At 51.1% G+C, this 22,547-nt stretch carries 19 protein-coding genes; 10 read left to right on the forward strand and 9 right to left on the reverse strand.

The genetic code is table 11. The annotated features are described in order from the left end of the window. Nucleotides 1–14: 14 nt before the first annotated feature. Complete coding sequence (djlA, locus tag M2371_RS12525; RefSeq protein WP_259267862.1) at nt 15–821, reverse strand: co-chaperone DjlA; 807 nt, start codon at nt 819–821, stop codon at nt 15–17. Nucleotides 822–1,004: 183 nt separating this feature from the next. Here djlA and lptD point away from each other — a divergent pair, with 183 nt between their 5' ends. The 6 genes from lptD to apaH are packed head-to-tail and all read left to right on the forward strand — an operon-like array spanning nt 1,005 to nt 7,748. Next, nucleotides 1,005–3,359, forward strand: a complete 2,355-nt coding sequence (gene lptD, locus M2371_RS12530; RefSeq protein ID WP_259267863.1) for an LPS assembly protein LptD — start codon at nt 1,005–1,007, stop codon at nt 3,357–3,359. Nucleotides 3,360–3,413: 54 nt separating this feature from the next. Further along, nucleotides 3,414–4,706, forward strand: coding sequence for a peptidylprolyl isomerase SurA (gene surA / locus M2371_RS12535; protein WP_172893231.1), 1,293 nt, complete (start codon nt 3,414–3,416; stop codon nt 4,704–4,706). Further along, entirely contained in the window at nt 4,699–5,688 is a 990-nt protein-coding gene (gene pdxA / locus M2371_RS12540; protein ID WP_259267864.1) for a 4-hydroxythreonine-4-phosphate dehydrogenase PdxA, read from the forward strand. Before surA ends, pdxA begins: the two co-directional genes overlap by 8 nt. Next, complete coding sequence (rsmA, locus tag M2371_RS12545; protein WP_034498450.1) at nt 5,685–6,512, forward strand: 16S rRNA (adenine(1518)-N(6)/adenine(1519)-N(6))-dimethyltransferase RsmA; 828 nt, start codon at nt 5,685–5,687, stop codon at nt 6,510–6,512. The genes pdxA and rsmA overlap by 4 nt, the downstream gene beginning before the upstream one ends. Nucleotides 6,513–6,514: 2 nt before the next feature. Beyond that, a complete protein-coding gene (gene apaG, locus M2371_RS12550; protein ID WP_034498452.1) occupies nt 6,515–6,892 on the forward strand; it encodes a Co2+/Mg2+ efflux protein ApaG in 378 nt (125 codons plus the stop codon). A 4-nt stretch (nt 6,893–6,896) separates the two neighbouring features. Continuing rightward, a complete protein-coding gene (gene apaH / locus M2371_RS12555; protein WP_259267865.1) occupies nt 6,897–7,748 on the forward strand; it encodes a bis(5'-nucleosyl)-tetraphosphatase (symmetrical) ApaH in 852 nt (283 codons plus the stop codon). 45 nt (nt 7,749–7,793) lie between these two features. On the opposite strand, the gene folA is transcribed toward apaH, so the two are convergent. Next, nucleotides 7,794–8,273 carry a type 3 dihydrofolate reductase gene (folA, locus tag M2371_RS12560; RefSeq protein WP_034498456.1) on the reverse strand — a complete coding sequence of 160 codons (480 nt, stop codon included), beginning with the start codon at nt 8,271–8,273 and terminating at the stop codon, nt 7,794–7,796. A gap of 284 nt (nt 8,274–8,557) precedes the next feature. Here folA and M2371_RS12565 point away from each other — a divergent pair, with 284 nt between their 5' ends. Beyond that, nucleotides 8,558–9,172: a LysE family transporter gene (locus M2371_RS12565; RefSeq protein WP_034498458.1), complete on the forward strand. Its 615-nt coding sequence runs from the start codon at nt 8,558–8,560 to the stop codon at nt 9,170–9,172. Between the two features lie 99 nt (nt 9,173–9,271). On the opposite strand, the gene kefC is transcribed toward M2371_RS12565, so the two are convergent. The 7 genes from kefC to M2371_RS12600 form a co-directional block, all read right to left on the reverse strand. After that, nucleotides 9,272–11,128, reverse strand: coding sequence for a glutathione-regulated potassium-efflux system protein KefC (gene kefC, locus M2371_RS12570; RefSeq protein WP_172893228.1), 1,857 nt, complete (start codon nt 11,126–11,128; stop codon nt 9,272–9,274). Then, complete coding sequence (gene kefF, locus M2371_RS12575; protein ID WP_172893227.1) at nt 11,121–11,651, reverse strand: glutathione-regulated potassium-efflux system oxidoreductase KefF; 531 nt, start codon at nt 11,649–11,651, stop codon at nt 11,121–11,123. The genes kefC and kefF overlap by 8 nt, the downstream gene beginning before the upstream one ends. Nucleotides 11,652–11,755: 104 nt before the next feature. Next, nucleotides 11,756–11,989 carry a YgdI/YgdR family lipoprotein gene (locus tag M2371_RS12580; RefSeq protein ID WP_120064827.1) on the reverse strand — a complete coding sequence of 78 codons (234 nt, stop codon included), beginning with the start codon at nt 11,987–11,989 and terminating at the stop codon, nt 11,756–11,758. A 164-nt stretch (nt 11,990–12,153) separates the two neighbouring features. Then, nucleotides 12,154–15,378 (reverse strand): carbamoyl-phosphate synthase large subunit, encoded by a 3,225-nt coding sequence (gene carB / locus M2371_RS12585; protein WP_034498467.1) that lies wholly within the window; start codon nt 15,376–15,378, stop codon nt 12,154–12,156. A 19-nt stretch (nt 15,379–15,397) separates the two neighbouring features. Next, nucleotides 15,398–16,558, reverse strand: coding sequence for a glutamine-hydrolyzing carbamoyl-phosphate synthase small subunit (carA, locus tag M2371_RS12590; protein WP_034498469.1), 1,161 nt, complete (start codon nt 16,556–16,558; stop codon nt 15,398–15,400). Between the two features lie 468 nt (nt 16,559–17,026). Further along, nucleotides 17,027–17,848, reverse strand: a complete 822-nt coding sequence (gene dapB, locus M2371_RS12595) for a 4-hydroxy-tetrahydrodipicolinate reductase (protein ID WP_259267866.1) — start codon at nt 17,846–17,848, stop codon at nt 17,027–17,029. Between the two features lie 150 nt (nt 17,849–17,998). Then, the gene (locus M2371_RS12600; protein WP_259267867.1) at nt 17,999–19,066 is read right to left on the reverse strand and encodes a LacI family DNA-binding transcriptional regulator; all 1,068 of its coding nucleotides are present in this window, start codon (nt 19,064–19,066) and stop codon (nt 17,999–18,001) included. Between the two features lie 212 nt (nt 19,067–19,278). Here M2371_RS12600 and M2371_RS12605 point away from each other — a divergent pair, with 212 nt between their 5' ends. From M2371_RS12605 to M2371_RS12615, 3 genes are read left to right on the forward strand one after another with little or no spacing between them, the layout of a single operon-like run. After that, nucleotides 19,279–20,454 (forward strand): Gfo/Idh/MocA family protein, encoded by a 1,176-nt coding sequence (locus tag M2371_RS12605; protein ID WP_259267868.1) that lies wholly within the window; start codon nt 19,279–19,281, stop codon nt 20,452–20,454. Nucleotides 20,455–20,456: 2 nt separating this feature from the next. Next, on the forward strand, nt 20,457–21,524 hold the full coding sequence (locus M2371_RS12610; RefSeq protein WP_259267869.1) for a Gfo/Idh/MocA family protein: 1,068 nt from the start codon (nt 20,457–20,459) through the stop codon (nt 21,522–21,524). Nucleotides 21,525–21,526: 2 nt separating this feature from the next. Next, nucleotides 21,527–22,543, forward strand: a complete 1,017-nt coding sequence (locus tag M2371_RS12615) for a Gfo/Idh/MocA family protein (protein WP_259267870.1) — start codon at nt 21,527–21,529, stop codon at nt 22,541–22,543. Nucleotides 22,544–22,547 lie beyond the last annotated feature (4 nt).

The following is a 22,547-nucleotide window of genomic DNA, read 5'->3' on the forward strand; positions in this document are numbered from 1 at the left end:
GAGAGGCTTTTTTATTACTTAAATCCTTTCGCCGTCTTTATCAGATCGTACGCTTTCTGGATTTCCTGCGCTTTCTGCTTGGCCATTTCCATCATTTCAGGCGGAAGACCTTTAGCCACCAGTTTGTCCGGGTGATGCTCGCTCATCAACTTACGATACGCACGCTTAATGATTGCGGCATCGTCGCTACTTTTGACGCCCAGCACATTGCAGGCATCTTCAAGCGTTGGCCCACGTTGCTGCTGGAAACCGCCTTGCGACTGGCTGTAACCGCCACCAAACTGCTGCCCACCTTCCATCATGCGTAAGAACTGATCGAACTGTATGCGTGAAATGCCGAGTTCTTCGGCAATGACGTACAACACTTCTCGTTCGTTCGGATGCAAAGATCCATCAGCAAACGCCGCCTGAATTTGAATTTCAAGAAACATCCGAATCAGGTCAAAACGTCCGAAGCAGACGCTGCGAAGCTGGCGCATTTTTTCACGCAACGGATAGCCATTTTCTTTACCGACGCGGAAAGCATGCTGTGCGGCACTTCGCGCATCGCCATGTAACTGCATACGATCCATTAATAGCGAAGCTATCTGGATATCGGCTTCCGTTACGCGCCCTTTTGACTTGGTCAAATGGCCCATGACTTCAAATGTGGTGCTAAAAAACAGTGACTGGCGCTGTTGTTGGTTAGAAAACCAGGATTGACGACGGCTACGCACCTTATCGATGGCATGACCAATCAGTAACCCAAACACCACACCCCAGAAGCCACCGCCCATAATTAGTGCTATTGCGACACCGAGTACTTTTCCCCAATACTGCATATACTCCCCAAATCGTCATGCCGTCGGCTAGAATTTGCTTTATCATACCCGTCATTGATAGCGGTGCCTAACGGCAGACTGCTAAACGGACAGGATTAACACTAGCGCTGTGGTGATGAGTAAGTTAGTCTCTGACCGTTTGCCGACGCTAAGCCATTGATGATGGAACAACGAATAACACGTATGAAAAAACGTATTCCCACCTTGCTGGCCACCTTGATTGGCGCAGCGCTATATAGTCAACAAGGTATGGCTGCCGATCTTGCGTCGCAGTGTATGCTTGGTGTGCCAAGTTACAATCGCCCATTAATTCAAGGCGACACCAACAACCTGCCTGTCACTATAAATGCCGATCACGCAAAAGGAAATTATCCTGACGACGCAGTGTTCAGTGGCAATGTAGATATTCAACAAGGCAACAGCCGCCTGCAATCTGACGAAGTTCTCCTGCATCAGAAACAGGTTGAAGGTCAGCCCGAGCCTATTCGTACCGTCGATGCCGTTGGCAACGTCCATTACGACGATAATCAGGTCATTCTTAAAGGGCCAAAAGCTTGGTCGAATCTGAACACCAAAGATACTAACGTCTGGGACGGTGACTACCAAATGGTAGACCGCCAGGGTCGTGGTACCGCAGATTTGATGAAGCAGCGCGGCAATAATCGCTATACCATTCTGGAAAATGGCACCTTTACTTCCTGCTTACCGGGTTCTAATACCTGGAGCGTTGTGGGAAGTGAAGTTATTCAGGATAGAGAAGAAGAACTCGCTGAAATCTGGAATGCTCGTTTTAAAATCGGGCCAGTTCCGGTGTTCTACAGCCCTTATTTGCAATTACCGATTGGCGATAAACGTCGTTCCGGTTTCCTTATTCCTAATGCGAAGTACAGTTCCAATAGCGGTCTTGAGTTCACGCTCCCGTATTACTGGAACATCGCGCCAAACTTTGATGCCACCATCACTCCGCATTACATGGAAGAGCGTGGCATGCAGTGGCAGAACGAATTCCGTTACCTGACCCAGGCGGGTGCAGGTTTAATGGAATTCGATTACCTGTTATCTGATGATGAATACAAAGACGATGTGGCTAAAAACCCAGAAGGGGATGAACGGCGCTGGTTGTTCTACTGGAACCACAGTGGCGTAATGGATCAGGTGTGGCGCTTTAACATCGACTACACCAAGGTCAGCGATCCAAGTTACTTCAACGACTTTGATTCGAAATACGGTTCCAGTACAGACGGCTACGCCACGCAAAAATTCAGCGTCGGCTACGCGAATGAAAACTTCGACGCCACGCTGTCGACTAAACAGTTCCAGATCTTTGAGTCTCAACAGAACAATAATTCATACAGTGCGCAACCGCAGCTGGATATGAATTACTATCAAAATGATGTTGGGCCGTTTGATACCCGCATCTATGGCCAGGCAGTTCATTTCACCAACGTGAGTGATAATCAGCCAGAAGCCACCCGTCTTCATATTGAGCCGGTCATCAGCCTGCCACTGTCTAACGGCTGGGCAAGTCTGAATACCGAAGCCAAATTGATGGCGACGCATTATCAGCAAGATAATCTCGAAAAATATCAGAAAAACGTCAACCCTAACAGCAAGTTAGAATCGTCGGTTAACCGCGTATTGCCACAATTCAAAATGGACGGAAAGCTGATTTTCGACCGTGCAATGGATTCGGCTGCCGGTTGGGAACAAACGCTTGAACCGCGTGTGCAGTATTTGTACGTGCCGTATCGTGACCAGAGCAACATCAATAACTACGACTCCTCACTGTTGCAGTCTGATTACAGCGGTTTATTCCGTGACAAGACTTACGGTGGTCTTGACCGTATTGCCTCAGCAAATCAGGTCACTACCGGTGTAACCTCTCGTATTTATGATGATGCCGCAGTTGAACGTTTTAACGTTTCTGTGGGTCAAATCTACTACTTCACTCAGTCTCGCACTGGCGATGACAATATTGAGTGGGAAAAAGACAAGAAAACGGGATCGATGGTCTGGGCTGGTGATACCTATTGGCGCATGACCGACCGTTGGGGTCTTCGCGGTGGGCTACAGTACGACACGCGTCTTGATAATGTCGCAACAGGTAATGGTGTTGTTGAATATCGCAAAGATAACGATCGTCTGCTGCAGTTGAACTACCGTTATGCCAGCCCGGAATACATTCAAGCGACGCTGCCAAGTTTTGCAACGGCGAGCCAGTACAAAGAAGGTATTTCACAAGTTGGGATGACGGCGAGCTGGCCTGTGGTTGACCGTTGGTCTGTCGTTGGTGCGTATTACTATGACACCAATGCGCAACAAACCGCTGACTCCATGCTGGCAGTGCAGTACAACTCTTGCTGTTATGCGATTCGTGTCGGTTACGAGCGTAAAATTAACGGCTGGGAAAACAACGAAAGCAAATACGATAACGTAATTGGCTTTAACATCGAGTTACGTGGCCTGAGTTCCAACTACGGCCTGGGCACTCAGCAGATGTTGCGTTCTAACATTCTGCCTTATCAGAGCTCGATGTAATTCACTTTGACTAGAAATCGCAGTCCGCTTTGCGGCTAAGTAAATGGAAAAAGTATGAAGAATTGGAGAACGCTGCTTCTCGGTTTCGTCCTGGCGGCGAATACCTCTTTCGCGGCCCCGCAAGTGGTCGATAAAGTTGCAGCCGTAGTGAACAACGGTGTGGTGCTGGAAAGTGACGTTGACGGCATGATGCAGTCAGTGAAACAAGGTGCTCAACAAGCCGGCCAACAACTTCCTGACGATGCCACTCTGCGTCATCAAATTTTGGAACGTCTCATCATGGATCAAATCATGTTGCAGATGGGTCAGAAAATGGGCGTTAAAGTGACCGATGAGCAGGTGGATAAAGCCATTGCTGATATCGCGGCACAGAACAAAATGAGTATGGACCAGATGCGCAGTCGTTTGGCGTATGACGGTGTTAATTACAACAGCTACCGTGCTCAAATCCGCAAAGAAATGACCATTTCGGAAGTGCGTAATAACGAAGTTCGCCGCCGCGTCTCGATTCTGCCGCAAGAAGTTGATGCTCTGGCACAACAAGTGGGCAGCCAAAACGACAGCAGCACCGAGTTGAATTTAAGCCACATCCTGATTCCATTGCCTGAAAACCCAACATCTACTCAGGTCGATGATGCGGAAAAACAAGCGCGTGATATCGCTTCACAAGCCCAAAGCGGTGCGGATTTCGGCAAGCTGGCAATCACCTACTCTGCTGACCAACAGGCGCTGAAAGGCGGCCAAATGGGCTGGGGACGTATTCAGGAGTTGCCGTCTATTTTCGCTCAGGCTTTAAGCACGGCGAAAAAAGGTGATGTCATCGGTCCGATTCGTTCAGGCGTGGGTTTCCACATCCTGAAAGTTAACGATTTGCGTGGCCAGAGCCAGAGCATTTCTGTAACTGAAGTTCATGCTCGCCACATTTTGCTGAAATCCTCACCTATCATGAGTGACGATCAGGCTCGTACGAAACTGAATCAGATTGCGGCTGATATTAAGAGCGGCAAAACCACCTTCGCGGCGGCAGCAAAATCCTTCTCTGAAGATCCAGGCTCTGCTAACCAGGGCGGCGATTTGGGTTGGGCGGCTACCGACATCTACGATCCGGCGTTCCGTGATGCCCTGTCGAAAATGCATAAAGGCGAGCTGAGCGCACCAGTTCACTCTTCATTTGGCTGGCATTTGATTGAACTTATGGATACTCGCAACGTTGATAAGACCGATGCTGCGCAGAAAGATCGTGCATATCGTATGCTGTTCAACCGTAAGTTCTCTGAAGAAGCGCAAACCTGGATGCAGGAACAACGTGCTTCTGCCTACGTGAAAGTTATCGGTAGCAATGGCTAATACCCATCGCGTGGTCATCACTCCCGGCGAACCCGCCGGGATTGGCCCCGACCTGGTCATCGCGCTGGCAAGCAGCGATTGGCCCGTAGAAATGGTTGTCGCTGCTTCGCCTGAACTCCTCCAGGAACGTGCTGCCCTACTCGGCCTTCCTCTCAATATCAAAACTTACCAACCTGGCACTCCGGCAAGCCCACAAGTGGCTGGCACGCTCACCGTTCTTCCCATCGAATTACGCGCTCCTGTCGTCCCTGGACAACTGGATGTTAGAAACAGTGCCTATGTCGTAGAGATGCTGGCGCGTGCTTGTGATGGTTGTATTAACGGCGAATTTGCCGCACTGATCACCGGGCCGGTGCACAAAGGCATTATTAACGATGCCGGGATCCCGTTTATCGGTCACACCGAATTTTTTGAAGAGCGCTCGCACAGCGAAAAAGTCGTGATGATGCTGGCAACGGAAGAATTGCGTGTGGCGCTTGCGACCACGCATCTGCCACTGAAAGCGATTTCTGATGCAATAACGCCAGATTTATTACGCCAGATAATCACCATCCTGTATCATGACCTGCAAACCAAGTTTGGTATCGCCGAGCCTCACGTGTTGGTTTGTGGCCTTAACCCCCATGCCGGGGAAGGCGGCCACATGGGTACGGAAGAAATTGACACCATCATTCCAGTACTGAATGAAATGCGCGCTAAAGGGATGAAACTCTCTGGCCCGCTTCCGGCAGATACGCTATTCCAGCCTAAATATCTCGATAATGCCGACGCAGTACTGGCGATGTACCACGATCAAGGTTTGCCGGTACTCAAATACCAGGGCTTTGGTCGCGCGGTGAATATCACGCTAGGCTTACCTTTTATCCGCACTTCGGTTGACCATGGAACCGCGCTAGAACTAGCCGGTCAGGGGAAAGCCGAGGTCGGCAGTTTTATTACGGCGCTTAATCTCGCCATCAAAATGATTGTTAATACTCAATGAATACTCGTGTCCACCAGGGCCATTTAGCCCGTAAACGTTTTGGACAAAACTTCCTTAATGACCAGTTCGTTATCGACAGTATTGTCTCTGCTATTAATCCACTCAAAGGCCAGGCGATGGTTGAAATCGGCCCCGGCCTCGGCGCATTAACCGAGCCTGTGGGTGAACGCCTGGATGAAATGACCGTCATTGAACTGGACCGCGACCTTGCAGCACGTCTGCAAACGCATCCGTTCCTGGCACCAAAGCTGACTATTTATCAGCAAGATGCCATGACCATGGATTTTGGAGAGCTGTCGCAAAAAATCGGTCAGCCGTTGCGCGTATTTGGCAACCTGCCGTATAACATCTCCACGCCATTGATGTTCCATCTCTTTAGCTATACTGATGCCATTGCAGACATGCACTTTATGCTGCAAAAAGAAGTGGTAAACCGTTTAGTTGCTGGCCCGAACTGTAAAGCGTATGGTCGCTTATCAGTTATGGCGCAATATTATTGCAACGTGATCCCAGTGCTTGAAGTGCCACCAACGGCCTTCACCCCTGCACCAAAGGTTGATTCAGCCGTTGTGCGCCTGGTTCCGCATGCAGTAATACCAAACCCAGTGAAAGAGCTGCGCGTGTTAAGCCGCATCACCACTGAAGCATTTAATAAACGCCGCAAGACGATTCGTAATAGCCTGGGTCATCTATTCAGTCCTGAAGTGATGGCGGAGCTGGGAATCGATGCAACCCTGCGTGCTGAGAACATCTCGGTCGCACAGTATTGCCAACTGGCAAACTATTTGGCTGAGCACCCACAGCAGCAGCCGAAGGAGAGTTAACGATGTTGAATTCGCCCCGCGTATGCATTCAGGTACAAAGCGTTTATATCGAATCGCAGTCCTCACCTGAGAACGAACGTTTCGTCTTTGCTTATACCGTCACCATTCGTAACCTGGGGCGAACACCGGTTCAGTTACTTGGCCGTTACTGGCTTATCACCAACGGCAACGGCCATGAAACTGAAGTTCAGGGCGAGGGCGTGATTGGCGTCCAGCCGCATATTGAACCGGGCAACGAATACAGCTACACAAGCGGTGCCGTGCTTGAAACACCGCTTGGCACCATGCAAGGCCATTACGAAATGGTCGACTCTCAGGGCGATGCCTTCCGTGTCGCTATTCCCGTATTCCGTCTGGCTATTCCAGCCTTCATTCATTGATACGATGTCTACATACCTGATTGGCGACGTTCACGGCTGTTACGATGAACTGGTAGCCCTGCTGCAACAGGTCGAGTTTACGCCTGGCAAAGATGTTTTATGGCTTACGGGCGATCTCGTCGCGCGTGGGCCTGGTTCGCTTGAAGTCCTGCGTTACGTGCGTGGACTGGGTGATAGCGTGCGGATTGTTCTCGGTAATCACGATCTCCATCTTCTGGCGGTTTATGCCGGTATCAGCCGCAACAAACCGAAAGATCGCGTTTCCCAATTGCTGGAAGCGCCAGATGCCGACGAACTGCTTAACTGGTTGCGCCGCCAGCCTCTGATTCAGGTTGATGAAGAGAAAAAACTGGTGATGGCTCACGCCGGAATTACGCCGCAGTGGGATTTAAATACCGCCATGGCCTGTGCGCGTGATGTCGAAGCCGTGTTATCCAGCGACAGCTATCCACTTTTCCTCGACGCAATGTATGGCGATATGCCAAACAACTGGTCGCAGGAACTCTCAGGATTAGCCCGTCTGCGTTTCATTACCAACTCGCTGACCCGCATGCGTTATTGCTTCCCGAATGGCCAGTTGGATATGTACTGCAAAGACACGCCAGAAAGTGCTCCTGCACCACTGAAACCGTGGTTTGCCATCCCTGGGCCTGTCACTGCTGAGTATTCCGTTATCTTCGGGCACTGGGCATCGCTGGAAGGCAAAGGCACGCCAGAGGGTATATACGGGCTTGATACCGGCTGCTGCTGGGGTGGTGAGCTAACTTGCTTGCGCTGGGAAGACAAAACGTACTTCGTTCAGCCATCCAATCGCCGGAAAGATGTCGGTGATGGTGAAACGGCTATCGCTTCATAATAAAAAACCCGGTCATAAACCGGGTTTTTTCTATTCCAGCACGTCTTATCGACGCTCCAGAACCTCAAAACAGTAACCGTGAGAGTTATTCTCGTCAGCGTCATGGAATTCGCTGAACGTTGACTGCCACTCATCCGGGTCGTAATCCGGGAAGTGCGTGTCACCTTCCACTTCCGCGTCGATGTGCGTCAGATACAGGCGCTGTGCTTTAGGCAGGAACTGTTCGTACACACGCCCGCCGCCAATCACCATAATCTCTTCCGCATCGCCACAGGCTTTGATCGCATCTTCAACGGATGAAACCCACTCAACGCGATCGTCGGTACCCGGTTTGCTGCTAATCACGATGTTCTTGCGACCCGGCAGCGGACGACCGATAGATTCCCAGGTCAAACGCCCCATAACGACAGGTTTATTCAGCGTAGTACGTTTAAACCAGGCCAGATCGGCAGGAATATCCCAGGGCATGGCGTTTTCCATGCCAATTACACGATCTACCGCTAATGCAGCAATCAGACTGATCATTCTATTAACCCAAGGGTGGTGAAAAAATTGCCGCCACTATACGGAAAGCGCATTCTTTCGTCGACTGTCCGCATGCGTGTCCGCGAGAATATTTTTGTTCTGCGAGTGTAAACCCATTATGTATTGCTTTGTGATACAGCAGGAACAATGAGTTAGCGTAAAAGCGCCAGAAGTCATCTAAAAGCTGGCGTAAAAAAATTATTCACTGCACTTCCGCGCCTACTATAAGTTTATGCAATAGCTGGGGTATAGTTCACGTTTCTTCGTCTGTACCGGATAAAACCATGTTAGAAACCACGCTGTTTGTCGCCACCATCGCCACGTTGGGGATGCTTTCTCCTGGGCCTGATTTCTTTCTGGTCATTAAGAATGCAGCCCGCTACCCGCGTATGGCGGCGATGATGACGTCGCTTGGCGTCATTAGCGGCGTTGCGACTCACATGGCTTATTGTGTTGCAGGGCTTGCGGTACTTATCACCACTACACCATGGCTGTTCGGTTTATTGAAATATGCGGGTGCGGCATATCTTATCTGGGTCGGCCTTAATGCTTTGTTGGCACGTGGCGGCAGTAAAATGGATGTCAGCCAGGTTGAACGCCAGCAAACCACGCTCAAGAAAGCCTTCTTACAAGGCTATTTGTGCAATCTGTTAAACCCGAAAGCCACCCTCTTTTTCCTCTCCGTTTTCACCCAGGTTTTGAGCGTGAACTCGGGCACTATGGAAAAACTCTGGTACGCAGGTGTCATCCTGATGCTGTCGGTCGTCTGGTGGCCGCTATTAGTGGTGCTGATTCAAAGCGAGCCGGTGCGTCGCGGCCTGGCCAAAGCGCAGAAGATTGTCGATAAATTGCTGGGCGGGATGTTGATAGCGCTTGGGATTAAAGTGGCATTGAGCTGATTTTGTAGGGTGGATAAGCCGCAGGCGTCATCCACCATTTACGCTATTTGTGTCGGATGACGCTGCCGCTTATCCGACCTACGAAAGGGAGCTTTTTCGTTATTCCGGCTTAACAGGCGGTTCATCCGCGAGTTTTCCCGAATGAATCCCCTCTTCCGTTCCCTGCCAGCCGTGGCGTTGAATCACGTTCAGATGCGAACGGTCTTCGTTGATCACCTCGGTCAGCATTGCGCTGGTGCGTTTAAGCACATCAGCACGTGCGGACCAGTCTGGCGCCGGAACCATCTCTTCGACCATTTGCATATTGAATCGGCGGAAATGATCGGCGCGTTCCCGAGCTTCATAACTCCCCACACCCAAACCTTCCAGCGCTCTGCGCCCTACTTTCAACGCCCCTTCAAACGTCTCACGTTCAGGTTGATCAACCCCAAGCTGGCGCAGACGAATAAAGTGGTCAAGATCACGCGCCCGGGCAATGACTTTCAAATGTGGAAAATGCTCCTGCACCAGTTCGGCTAACTGCATATTGGCATCAGGGTCGTCGATGGCATTGATCAGCACTTCCGCTTTTGCAGCACCTGCAGACTCCAGCAAATCCACGCGCGTCGCGTCACCATAAAACACTTTGGTGCCGAATTTGCGCAGCGTTTCAATGTGGTCAGGGTCGTGATCAAGTACCACCATTTTCACCCCGCTGGTCAGCAACAAACGTCCAGCGATTTGCCCGAACCGCCCGAAACCAGCAATGATCACTCGCGGCTGCTCTTCGTCGATTTCGTCGGCTTCACGCGCCTGCTCTTTGCCTGATTTTTCCAGTCGATTGAGCAACACCAGCAACAGTGGCGTCGCCGCCATAGAGAGCGCAACCGCCAGCGTCAGCGATTTCGCCCAGCTGTCGTCCAGCACCTGCGCCATGCGCGCGGTGCCAAAAATCACAAAGGCGAATTCACTGCCCTGCCCGAGCAGAACGGCAAACCAGCGCCGCTGTTTGCGCGGCACCTTGAGGGTTTTTGCCACAATCCATAGCGTGATGATTTTAATCGCCAGGAAACCCAACAATAGCGCGATAATTCGCAGCGGGTTTTCCAGTAGCGTGCCGAAGTCTATCGACATCCCCACGCCGATGAAAAACAGCCCCAGCAGCAAACCTTTAAAGGGTTCGATATCGCTTTCCAGCGCGTGACGATATTCAGAACTCGCCAGTAAAACGCCCGCCAGAAACGCCCCCATCGCCATCGAAAGTCCGGCTTCCTCGAGCAGCAAACCAAACCCAAACACCATAAACAACGCCATGGCGCTGAACACTTCACGCAGGCCAGACCGTGCAACAAATCGCAGCAGCGGGCGTGTCACATAACGCCCAAGCAATACCACAATCGCCAAAGCCCCAACCACTTTCAGCGCCGAAATAGAAAATGCGGCAAAGGTGGTGGTCGCGCCACTCGTGGCAAGCAGGGGAATCATCGCCACTAATGGGATCGCCGCGATATCCTGGAATAACAGCACCGCAAAGGCACTGCGACCCATTTGCGAAAGTGTCAGGTTGCGCTCGTTCATCGCCTGCATGGCAATCGCGGTGGAAGAGAGCGCCAGCGTCAGGCCGATTAACGCGGCGACTTGCCAGCGCAAACCTAAGAACATGCAGAACAAACCAAGCAACAGACCGCACGCGACCATTTGCAATGCGCCGCCGCCAAATACCGAGGCTCGTAACGTCCATAAACGTCGCGGGTCAAGTTCGAGGCCAATGACGAACAGCATCAGCACCACACCGATTTCCGCAAAATGCAAAATAGTCTCGGCATCTGTGACCAGTCGCAGCCCCCACGGGCCAATAATGCAGCCGGCAATCAGGTAGCCCAGCACTGAACCCAAGCCAAGGCGCACTGCAATCGGTACGATTATCGCGGCAGAGCCGAGGTAAATCAGCGCCTGAATCATGCTGTGGCTATCCATGGTTTGCCTCCTGCCAGTCGAGCAATCGTTGTTTATACATTTCAGCTTCAACCTCGAGGGTATTTTCATCGCAGACAAACGTGAAATGGATGGTGAAGTGCGGTAGCCAGTTCATGCCGCAGTAAAGTGCTGTCGCTTGTAACGGTTGCCCGAGCACATCAAAACCGGGATGGTCACCCAGATCAAAGTGATGATCACCGCCGCCGGTGGTCACCGCCCACATCACTTGCTTACCCCGCAGCGCGGTTCCACCGTGACCATAGGCCCAGCCGTGCGCCAGCACTTTGTCTATCCACAGTTTCATCAATGGCGGCATGCTGTACCACTGCATCGGATGCTGCCAGATAACCAGATCAGCGCGATTTAATGCCTGCTGTTCGGCGGCAATATCAATGTTGAAATCGGGGTAAAGCTCATAGAGGGAGCGCACTTCTACATCGGGTAGAAGTGATGCTTGTTCGAGCATTTTCTTGTTGGCGTGAGAGTGTTGCGGATAGGGGTGCGCATAAATAATTAAGATCATCAATTAGCCTGTTGTTTTACTGCTCTCTTTTCTCAAAGAGTGTAGTCAGTAATTCAACAGGCTAATAGTCATAATTCTTGATGGGCTAGGTGGGAAAACCTGAATTAGTTATCCAGTTCACCCATAGATTTGACCTGATCGCGGTTAATCTGCTCGGTCTTGCCCGTTTCAGCATTTTTGTAAGAAACCAGGCCCGTGTCGTCATCTACCTGCGGCTTGCCGTCGGTCACAATCGTTTTGCCATCGCTAGTTTTTACCGCCTGATTAGACGAACAGCCTGCAACAGTCATCAGCGTTGCAGCAGCGAATATGGACGCCAGCAGAATTTTGTTTTGCATGTGGTTCTCCCTGTTTGTAGTCATTTCTCATCTTCTGAATAAAAAACTTAGCAGGAATTTCCGGCCTTGCGGGAAAATACAGAACACTCTGAAGTGTCGCTCTCCACGAATAATAAGCGAAAAAAAACCCGCGCGAAGCGGGTTTCAGAAGTATCGAGAAGCGATTATTTGGTGATTTGCGCGTGCATTTCCTGAACAGAAATCACTTTTTCAGTCGCGTCAGCATTGAGTGCCATCGCGGTCGCAAAACCACCATTCAGCGTGGTGTCGTAGTGCACTTTATATTGCAGTGCGCTGCGGCGGATGAGCTTAGAATCCTCAATCGCCTGGCGACCCGCTGTGGTGTTGATGATGTAGGTGTATTCGCCATTCTTGATACGATCCTGAATGTGCGGACGGCCTTCATGCACCTTGTTCACCAGACGTGGGTTAATGCCCGCTTCACCCAGCACCACCGCCGTGCCGTGTGTCGCATCCAGGTCAAAGCCCTGTTTCAGCAGTTTCGCTGCCAGGTCAACCACACGCTTTTTGTCGCCTTCGCGAACAGACAGCAGCGCACGACCCGGTTTACGCATGGTGGACTGGCTACCCAGCATTGCTTTGGAGAACGCTTCTGCGAAAGTGCGGCCCACGCCCATCACTTCACCGGTAGAGCGCATTTCTGGCCCTAACAGTGGGTCAACACCTGGGAACTTGTTGAACGGCAGAACCACTTCTTTCACCGAGTAATACGGTGGAATAATTTCTTTGGTCATACCTTGCTGAACCAGCGTCTGACCAACCATCACACGTGCCGCCACTTTCGCCAGCGCCATGCCGGTTGCTTTAGAGACAAACGGTACGGTACGCGCAGCACGCGGGTTCACTTCAATCAGGTAGACTTCGTTATCTTTGACCGCAAACTGCACGTTCATCAGGCCGCGAACTTGCAGCTCGAAAGCCAGTTTCTGCACCTGTTGGCGCATCACATCCTGGATTTCCTGGCTCAGCGTGTACGCTGGCAGAGAACATGCGGAGTCACCGGAGTGAACGCCAGCCTGTTCGATGTGCTCCATGATGCCACCAATCAGCACGGTTTCACCGTCGCAAATGGCGTCAACATCCACTTCTACCGCATCGTCGAGGAAGCGGTCGAGCAGCACTGGCGCATCGTTTGAAACGCTGACCGCAGTCTGGAAGTAACGGCGCAAATCGACTTCGTCATAAACGATTTCCATCGCGCGTCCACCCAGAACGTAGGAAGGACGAACCACCAGTGGGTAGCCAATCTGTGCCGCTTTCTCTACAGCCATTTCAATGGCGGTAACGGTGGCGTTAGCCGGTTGTTTCAGCTTCAGGCGGTCAACGGCGTGTTGGAAACGTTCGCGGTCTTCTGCACGGTCAATGGCATCCGGGCTAGTGCCGATAATTGGTACGCCAGCGGCTTCGAGTTCACGCGCCAGTTTCAGCGGAGTCTGGCCGCCGTACTGCACGATAACGCCTTTTGGCTTCTCAACGCGGACGATTTCCAGCACGTCTTCCAGCGTAACCGGCTCGAAGTACAGGCGGTCGGAAGTGTCGTAGTCGGTAGAAACCGTTTCCGGGTTACAGTTAACCATAATGGTTTCGTAACCATCTTCACGCAGTGCCAGTGATGCATGTACGCAGCAGTAGTCGAATTCGATACCCTGGCCGATACGGTTCGGACCACCGCCCAACACCATGATTTTGTCACGGTCGTTGTTCGGGTTTGCTTCACACTCGTCTTCATAAGTGGAGTACATGTACGCGGTGTCAGTTGAGAACTCCGCCGCACAGGTATCAACACGCTTATAAACCGGGTGCAGCTTATATTGTTCGCGCAGTTTGCGAATTTCTGACTCACGCACGCCAGCCAGTTTCGCCAGGCGCGCATCCGCAAAACCTTTACGCTTGAGCATGCGCAGGAAGTCGTAGTCCAGGCCGGTAATACCGACTTCTTCTACTTTCTCTTCCAGGCGAACCAGCTCTTCAATCTGCACCAGGAACCAGCGGTCGATGTTGGTCAGGTTGAACACGCCATCAACAGACAGGCCAGCGCGGAAGGCATCAGCCACATACCAGATACGCTCGGCACCGGCGTCTTTCAGCTCGCGGCGAATTTTGGTCAGTGCTTCCGGGTCATCCAGGCTCACTTTCGGGTCAAAACCGGTCGCGCCCACTTCCAGTCCGCGCAAGGCTTTTTGCAGCGATTCCTGCTGCGTGCGGCCAATCGCCATCACTTCACCGACAGATTTCATCTGCGTCGTCAGGCGGTCGTTGGCACCAACGAATTTTTCGAAGTTAAAGCGTGGAATTTTAGTCACAACGTAGTCGATGGACGGCTCGAACGACGCAGGCGTTTTGCCGCCGGTGATGTCGTTCATCAGCTCATCGAGGGTGTACCCGACAGCCAGTTTCGCCGCAACTTTCGCAATCGGGAAGCCGGTTGCTTTAGAAGCCAGTGCAGAAGAGCGTGATACACGCGGGTTCATCTCGATAACAATCAAACGGCCTGTTTTCGGGTTAACCGAGAACTGCACGTTAGAGCCGCCGGTTTCCACGCCGATTTCACGCAGCACCGCCATCGAGGCGTTACGCATGATTTGGTATTCTTTGTCGGTCAGCGTTTGCGCTGGCGCTACGGTGATGGAGTCACCGGTGTGAATACCCATCGGGTCAAGGTTTTCGATAGAGCAGACGATGATGCAGTTGTCGTTTTTATCACGCACAACTTCCATTTCGTACTCTTTCCAGCCAATCAGAGATTCGTCAATCAGCAGCTCTTTGGTTGGCGAAAGATCCAGACCACGCTCGCAGATTTCTTCGAATTCTTCACGGTTGTAAGCGATACCGCCGCCGGTGCCGCCCATGGTAAATGATGGGCGAATGATGCACGGATAACCGACGTCAGCGGCAACCGCCAGCGCTTCTTCCATATTGTGAGCAATGCCAGAACGCGCAGTATCGAGGCCGATTTTTTTCATCGCCACGTCGAAACGACGGCGGTCTTCGGCTTTATCAATCGCGTCTGCCGTTGCACCAATCATGGTGACGCCAAACTCAGCCAGCACGCCCTGACGTTCCAGCTCCAGCGCACAGTTCAGCGCAGTCTGGCCGCCCATGGTCGGCAGCACCGCATCCGGACGCTCTTTTTCAATGATTTTGCGCACCACTTCCCAGTGAATCGGCTCGATGTAAGTCGCATCGGCCATTTCCGGGTCGGTCATAATCGTTGCCGGGTTGGAGTTCACCAGCACAACACGATAACCCTCTTCACGCAGCGCTTTACACGCCTGAGCACCAGAGTAGTCAAACTCGCACGCCTGGCCGATAACAATTGGGCCAGCGCCGAGGATCAGGATGCTTTTTATATCTGTACGTTTTGGCATTTTAATTAGCTCCTGATACTTACTTGCTGTTAAGAGTGGCGGTAGAACGGTAGTGCTTAATCAATTCGATAAAGTGGTCAAACAGTGGCGCCGCATCGTGTGGGCCTGGGCTTGCTTCCGGGTGTCCCTGGAAGCTGAATGCGGCTTTATCTGTGCGATGAATACCTTGCAGCGTGCCGTCGAACAGCGACTTGTGCGTGACGCGCAGGTTGGCAGGCATCGACGCTTCGTCCACTGCAAAACCGTGGTTCTGTGCGGTAATCATCACGCAATCACGGTCTAAGTCTTTAACCGGGTGGTTGCCACCGTGGTGACCGAACTTCATCTTCACGGTTTTCGCGCCGCTCGCCAGAGCCAGCAACTGGTGGCCAAGACAAATACCAAATACCGGAACGTCGGTTTCCAGGAAGGATTTGATGGCGCTAATGGCGTAGTCACACGGCGCCGGGTCACCTGGGCCGTTAGATAAGAAGATGCCGTCTGGATTTAACTTCAACACATCTTCAGCAGATGTTTGTGCAGGAACCACCGTCAGGCGGCAACCGCGGTCAACCAACATGCGCAGAATGTTGCGCTTCACGCCGTAATCGTAGGCCACGACATGGAAAGGTAAATCTTCTTCTTTGGCCGCTTCTGGCAATTCGCCTTCCAGCGTCCAGCTCCCCTGCTGCCAGGAGTACGCTTCCTGAGTGGTCACTTCTTTCGCCAGATCCATGCCGTTAAGGCCAGGGAAGGCTTTCGCTTTTTCCAGCGCCAGCGCGGCGTCAAGGTTATCACCGGCGATGATGCAGCCGTTCTGTGCACCTTTCTCGCGCAGAATACGTGTCAGCTTACGGGTATCGATATCGGCGATGGCCACAATGTTATGGCGCTTCAGGTAGGAAGAAAGGTCTTCGGTATTGCGGTAGTTGCTGGCAATCAGTGGTAGGTCACGGATAACGAGGCCTTGCGCATGTACCTGGGAGGATTCTTCGTCAGCAGCATTGGTGCCGACATTTCCGATATGAGGATAAGTAAGAGTGACAATCTGGCGGGAGTAGGAAGGATCAGTGAGGATTTCTTGATAACCGGTCAAAGAGGTGTTGAAAACGACTTCCCCAATGGCCGAACCCGATGCCCCAATGGCCCGACCGTGGAATTGGGTTCCGTCTTCCAGAACCAATATTGCTGACTTAATCAAAACGCCCTCCAGGGAATAAACAGTCAATTTATTTGCATATTAATTCAAAACGAATTCAGGAATCAATGCAAAACAGCCTGTCATTTGGATTTTTGACAAACGGCGGCATTCTAGTGAGAGGCCGGGGAAAAGTCTACCATAAGCGCAACTTTTTATGTGTTTTTTAGCACTCTGATGAGGAAAAGAGGAATTGACCGTTGAAATCAACAGCTAACTAAGGATGCGTAACCGATTGCGGACCAGGATGAATGGGATGCCATCTCTCATGACCATAAAAAGTGGACCAAATGGTCAAAATTAACAACAAAGCAACGATTATAAGCAGGATAAGATAGAGTTATGGTAATTTCAAAGCAAGGAAAATAGAAGACTCTCAAAAACAAAACAAATAAAAAAGGGCAATAAAATACTGCCCTGTCAATCAAACACTTATGATTGCAATAACCACATCACGATGGGTAATAACGCTTATAAACTGTTGAGATCAAGCACGTCTCGCATATCGTAAAGGCCATTTTTCTTAGACTTCAACCATAATGAAGAACGAACCGCCCCATTTGCAAAAGTCATACGACTGGAGGCTTTATGGCTGATTTCAATACGCTCGCCGATGTCCGCAAACATCGCCGTATGTTCACCAATAATGTCGCCCGCACGCACGGTGGCAAAGCCAATAGTGCCTGGAACGCGCTCGCCGGTGTACCCTTCACGAGAGTAAACGGCGCACTCTTTCAAATCTTTGTCCATCGCATGAGCGATAGCTTCGCCCATGGCTAATGCCGTGCCTGATGGCGCATCGACTTTATGACGGTGATGCGCTTCAATGATTTCGATGTCGGTGTAGTCACCCATCACTTTGGCCGCTTTCTCCAGCAGCTTAAGCATCACATTCACGCCGACGCTAAAGTTGGCCGCAAAAACAATCGGTACTTCGCCCGACGCATCTGTAATCGCCTGCTTGCCCGCATCATCAAAACCCGTCGTACCGATAACCATGCCCTTGCAGTGCTGGCGGCAGAAAGCCAAATGATTGAGCGTACCTTCCGGGCGTGTGAAATCGATAAACACATCGAAATCGTTCACCACCGCGTCCAGGCTATCGCTAACGATCACGCCAGTTTTGCCCACACTAGCGAGTTCGCCTGCATCGCTCCCCACTAAGGATGAACCCGTGCGCTCAAGCGCTGCACCCAGTTTTACGCCATCCAGCTGTAGTGCTGCCTGAATCAGCTGTCGCCCCATGCGACCACCCGCACCCGCGATTGCTACGCGGACTTGTGACTCATCCATATTCACTCTCTTTTCTTTATTCAATAACCAATGAAACTGTTCTCAGATTAACGAGGCCTTGGGAGGCTCGCCACTCGAAAACACCGATAATAAGAAATTTATGACAAAATGGCGGAATTATCAGTAAAAGCCATTAATCCCATAACAGAATCAGGGAATTGAATGCGTTTGATACAATTCCCGGCGTCGCCAGTTCACATCTGCCACGGAATTCCCCAACTCAATGGAACCCTGGAGCAATAAATTAAACCGGGAGCTGATGTTGCGCGTTAAGCGACTTTGCAGGATACAAACCGCTTCACTGCCGAGTTCGCGGCAAGGCTGAAAAGCCGCGGTTAATCCCAACGATTTTATTTCGTCCATTTCATGCGAGTAAGCGCAACTCATGACTGAAATATCTTCAGGCACCTGGAGCTGATGGTTTTTCAGCTCGCCGAGCACCGCACGCGCAATGGCTCCCCCACCACATAATATGGCCGAAGGCAGCTGTTGCTTTGAACGTTGTTGGAGGTATTTTATAAAATTCGCCCGCGCTTCTGGCTCGCCATAACCTTTCGTAACCAGCAAATTTTCCGACTCATCAAATACAAGGTGGTGATCCTGGCAGGCTCGCTTGAACCCTTCGAGACGCTGGATCATGGTTTCACGGCGCAAATCGGTAAAGAGCAGTACCTGGCGGTGGCCTTTTTCTAGCAAGTGTTTTGCCGCGCTATAACCAATGGAAGAGTGATCTGGCGAGACGCAATCAAGGCGCATCTTTTTATCTCTGGCATTAATTGTCACTACAGGTTTATCGCTTTCTGCGGCCAGTCGATACAAAGATTCATCATCAATCCCAATGATTATTACTCCATCGACATCGTCTTCATTAACGTGTTTCATAAATAAAGTCGTGTCTGCTTCGTTAATATCCAGCGCGCATTTTTTAACGTGAATATCGTAATGCGATATTTCTGAAATAATACCCTCAATCACTTCGTAATAATAACGATCGCCATTTGGCGTAAAAGCCGCCGCCGGAGCACAAACTAATAATGAATTCATGAGTAAACGACTGGCGGGAATATCACGCAAAATACCCATATAACGAGCGTGGTAAAAAACCTTTTCTTTGGCCTGCAGGCTAACATTATTTTTACCCGCCAGCACCCTTGATACCGTGCTCGGCGAAAGCCCTGTCAGCCCGGCTATCTCTTTGATTTTCAGCTTCCCCGTCATTTTGTGATCGATACCTCATTAGCGTTTTGACATTATTTTCATGACTAACTCTTTCTCATCACAAGCATTTTTCTTCGATCACAGCAGCGCTATTTATGCCGTGCAATTCCTGTCATAAATAGCGGTTGTGTGCAAAAAAAACCATAACTATGCTCTCAAAAAATGATTCCTGATAAAAATAAACCCTATTTTTTTGTATAAGTGAGAGCACAATGCAAAGAATCGCTATTATTGGAACCGGTAATATTTCCCACAATCACATTCTGGGTTATCTCGAATTTCCTGACCGCTGTAAGATTGTCGCTCTGGTTGATATCTACCCAGAAAAAGCCGAAGAAAAGAAAAAACATTACGGGCTGACGGAAGCCAAAATCTACAGCAACCATCAAGATATTCTTAATGACCCCTCCATTGATGTATTTGATATCTGCACGCCACCGTATGTTCACGCCGCTATTTCTATCGATGCGTTAAATGCAGGCAAACATGTGTTGTGCGAAAAGCCAATGGCCGCGTCACTCCAGGAATGTGATGCGATGATTGCCGCAGCAGAGGCCAGCGGAAAAACGCTGTCGATTATCGCCCAAAACCGCTTCACCGATGCTTTCTGGCGTTTGAAAAAAGTGCTCGAAACCGACCAAATCGGCAAAATTTGCCACGCACAGGTGGATTCCTTCTGGTGGCGCGGCCACTCCTATTACGACCTGTGGTGGCGTGGCACCTGGGAAAAAGAAGGCGGCGGTTGCACGCTAAACCATGCCGTGCATCACATCGACGCCATTCAGTGGATGTTGGGTTTCCCGACTGAAGTGGTCGCCATCACCACCAATGTTTCCCATGACAACGCCGAAGTCGAAGATCTCAGCGCTGCGATTTTCAAATACAACAGCGGCGCATTGACGCAACTTACTGCATCGGTTGTACACCACGGTGAAGACCAGAAAATCGTGATTCAGGGAGAAAAAGCGCGCATTTCTGCGCCGTGGGATAAATTCGCCAGCATCGCCGCCCCCAACGGTTTCCCCATCGACGCACGCGATACCTCGCTTGAAAATCAGCTTGAAGATAGTTACCAGACTGTGCCGCGTCTGACCTGGACGCTGCATACCGGGCAAATCGAAAACTTCCTGCACGCCTTGCAAACAGGCACCGCTCCGCTAGTGGATGGCCCCCAAGGCAAGCGTTCGCTGGAGCTCATCACTGCAATCTATAAATCAGCCATCACTCGCAGCATTGTTTCGCTGCCCATTAGCGCAAGCGACCCGTACTACCAGACGGGCGGCTTAGTGAAAATGGCACCACACTTCTTCGAGAAATCCGCCTCAGTGGAAAATTTCGCCAATGAAGAGGCGATTCCATTGGGTAAAGATATGGATAAAGGGGCATAAACATGAGCATTAAAGACGGTATGAATTACGCGCCAAAAGGCAAACCGCAGCCAGTCGTGCAGCCAGATGATTTTGTTTTTGCCGCCGCCGCACTCGATCACGGCCATATCTACGGCATGTGCAATGGCCTGATTGAAGCGGGCGCGACGCTGAAATGGGTTTACGATCCTGATCCACAAAAAATCGAGCAGTTTGTTAAGCAATACCCGCAAGCGAAAATTGCGCCGTCTCTTGAAGCGATACTGGCCGATCCGGGCGTCAAACTGGTTGCCGGAGCGGCGATTCCTGATGAACGTTGCGCGCTTGGCCTGAAAGTGATGGATGCAGGAAAAGACTATTTCACCGATAAAGCACCGCTGACCACCCTTGAACAACTGGCTGCGGCTAAAGCGAAAGTCGCCGAAACCGGACGCAAATATGCGGTGTATTACAGCGAACGACTTCACGTCGAAAGTGCGGTATTTGCCGGGCAACTGGTGCGCGACGGCGCAATAGGTCGGGTGATTCAGACTCTGGGTATGGGACCACACCGTGAAGGCCAGGGCCGCCCGGAATGGTTCTACTTTAAGAAACGCTTCGGCGGCATTCTTTGTGATATTGGCAGCCATCAGATTGAACAGTTCCTGTTTTACACGGGCAACAGCGAAGCACAGGTTATTGCCGCGCAAACCAACAACTTCGCCCATCCCCAACACCCTGAATTTGAAGATTTCGGCGATGCCATGCTCAAAGGCGAGAACGGGGCCAGCGGCTATTTCCGCTGCGACTGGTTCACACCAGCAGGACTCAGCACCTGGGGCGACGGACGCCTGACGCTGCTCGGCACCGATGGCTATATCGAAATCCGCAAATACGTCGACATCACCCGCCAGGAACAGGACGTGGTGTATCTGGTTAATAAAGAAGGTGAATTCCGCTATCCGGTTGCCGGAAATGTGGGCTTTCCGTTCTTCGGCGAACTGATTCTTGACTGCCTGAATCGCACCGAAAATGCGATGACTCAGGCACATGCCTTCAAAGCCGCCGAACTGTGCGTGCGCGCGCAAATGCTGGCAAACGGAGTGCAATAGCGATGAAGACGACACAGGCCGCAGTCGTCGGGTGTGGAGCAATCCACACCTTGCACGTCGAGGCAATTCAATCGAATCCAGCCTGCAGGCTTCGGGCAATTGTCGAAACAGACTCAGCAAAGGGTCACTTACTGGCCGAGCGTTACGCTTGCCGTTATTACGCCGATTACCGCGAGATGCTGTGTGATAGCGAAATTGACGTGGTGCACGTCTGCACGCCGCATGTCGCGCACAAAGAAGTGATTCTTGCCGCCCTTGCCGCCGGAAAACACGTCTTCACGGAAAAGCCGGTGGCGCTGAATCCAGGTGAAGTAAAAGACATTAAAGCCGCGCTCAAGCACGCAACGAGCCAGCTTGGTGTCTGTTATCAGAACCGACTGAACCCGAGCAGCCAGAAGATCAAATCGTTGCTGGAGGCGAACACCTACGGAAAAGTGCTGAGTATCAAAGCAGTGCTGACATGGAATCGAACGCAAGAATACTATGCGCAAAGCCCGTGGCGCGGACGTTTCGCCACCGAAGGCGGCAGCCTGCTCATCAACCAGGCGATTCATACGCTGGATTTAATGCAGTGGTTTGCTGGCGGAGTCGAGTCGGTAAAAGGCGTGGTGGAGAGCAGTTTTCTCAGCAATGCCACACAAGCCGAGGACACCGCGATGGCGAATATGCAATTAGCCAACGGGGTGCGAGGGATTTTTTACGCGACGAACTGTCACACCACCGACTCGCCGCTATTTCTTGAGATCCATTGCGAAGAAGGCCTGCTGCAACTTCATCACAATAATCTGTGGTTTATTGCTGGTGAGGAGAAAAATCTATTAGCCTGCGACGAAATACCACGTGAAGTCCAAAAGTGTTATTGGGGAAGCAGCCACCAGCAGGCTATTAATAATTTTTATCATTCATTACATATACCCGACAATCATAATTACGTTGATATATACCAGGCGGAAACATCACTGCGCATGGTCGAAGCAATTTACCAGTCTTCTATAACCAGAAACTGGATAAAAATTTAACAAC

Origin of the sequence: Buttiauxella sp. BIGb0471 (assembly GCF_024807715.1) — a bacterium.
Classification (GTDB): domain Bacteria; phylum Pseudomonadota; class Gammaproteobacteria; order Enterobacterales; family Enterobacteriaceae; genus Buttiauxella; species Buttiauxella agrestis.

What these genes read in the sequence shown, in the direction of transcription:
- M2371_RS12565 (WP_034498458.1), top strand. Translation starts at nt 8,558, where the DNA reads ATGTTAGAAACCACGCTGTTTGTCGCCACCATCGCCACGTTGGGGATG.
- rsmA (WP_034498450.1), top strand. Translation starts at nt 5,685, where the DNA reads ATGAATACTCGTGTCCACCAGGGCCATTTAGCCCGTAAACGTTTTGGA.
- folA (WP_034498456.1), bottom strand. Translation starts at nt 8,273, where the DNA reads ATGATCAGTCTGATTGCTGCATTAGCGGTAGATCGTGTAATTGGCATG.
- M2371_RS12580 (WP_120064827.1), bottom strand. Translation starts at nt 11,989, where the DNA reads ATGCAAAACAAAATTCTGCTGGCGTCCATATTCGCTGCTGCAACGCTG.
- M2371_RS12600 (WP_259267867.1), bottom strand. Translation starts at nt 19,066, where the DNA reads ATGACGGGGAAGCTGAAAATCAAAGAGATAGCCGGGCTGACAGGGCTT.
- M2371_RS12605 (WP_259267868.1), top strand. Translation starts at nt 19,279, where the DNA reads ATGCAAAGAATCGCTATTATTGGAACCGGTAATATTTCCCACAATCAC.
- kefF (WP_172893227.1), bottom strand. Translation starts at nt 11,651, where the DNA reads ATGATCTTAATTATTTATGCGCACCCCTATCCGCAACACTCTCACGCC.
- carB (WP_034498467.1), bottom strand. Translation starts at nt 15,378, where the DNA reads ATGCCAAAACGTACAGATATAAAAAGCATCCTGATCCTCGGCGCTGGC.
- pdxA (WP_259267864.1), top strand. Translation starts at nt 4,699, where the DNA reads ATGGCTAATACCCATCGCGTGGTCATCACTCCCGGCGAACCCGCCGGG.
- djlA (WP_259267862.1), bottom strand. Translation starts at nt 821, where the DNA reads ATGCAGTATTGGGGAAAAGTACTCGGTGTCGCAATAGCACTAATTATG.
- apaH (WP_259267865.1), top strand. Translation starts at nt 6,897, where the DNA reads ATGTCTACATACCTGATTGGCGACGTTCACGGCTGTTACGATGAACTG.
- kefC (WP_172893228.1), bottom strand. Translation starts at nt 11,128, where the DNA reads ATGGATAGCCACAGCATGATTCAGGCGCTGATTTACCTCGGCTCTGCC.
- lptD (WP_259267863.1), top strand. Translation starts at nt 1,005, where the DNA reads ATGAAAAAACGTATTCCCACCTTGCTGGCCACCTTGATTGGCGCAGCG.
- surA (WP_172893231.1), top strand. Translation starts at nt 3,414, where the DNA reads ATGAAGAATTGGAGAACGCTGCTTCTCGGTTTCGTCCTGGCGGCGAAT.
- dapB (WP_259267866.1), bottom strand. Translation starts at nt 17,848, where the DNA reads ATGGATGAGTCACAAGTCCGCGTAGCAATCGCGGGTGCGGGTGGTCGC.
- M2371_RS12610 (WP_259267869.1), top strand. Translation starts at nt 20,457, where the DNA reads ATGAGCATTAAAGACGGTATGAATTACGCGCCAAAAGGCAAACCGCAG.
- apaG (WP_034498452.1), top strand. Translation starts at nt 6,515, where the DNA reads ATGTTGAATTCGCCCCGCGTATGCATTCAGGTACAAAGCGTTTATATC.
- M2371_RS12615 (WP_259267870.1), top strand. Translation starts at nt 21,527, where the DNA reads ATGAAGACGACACAGGCCGCAGTCGTCGGGTGTGGAGCAATCCACACC.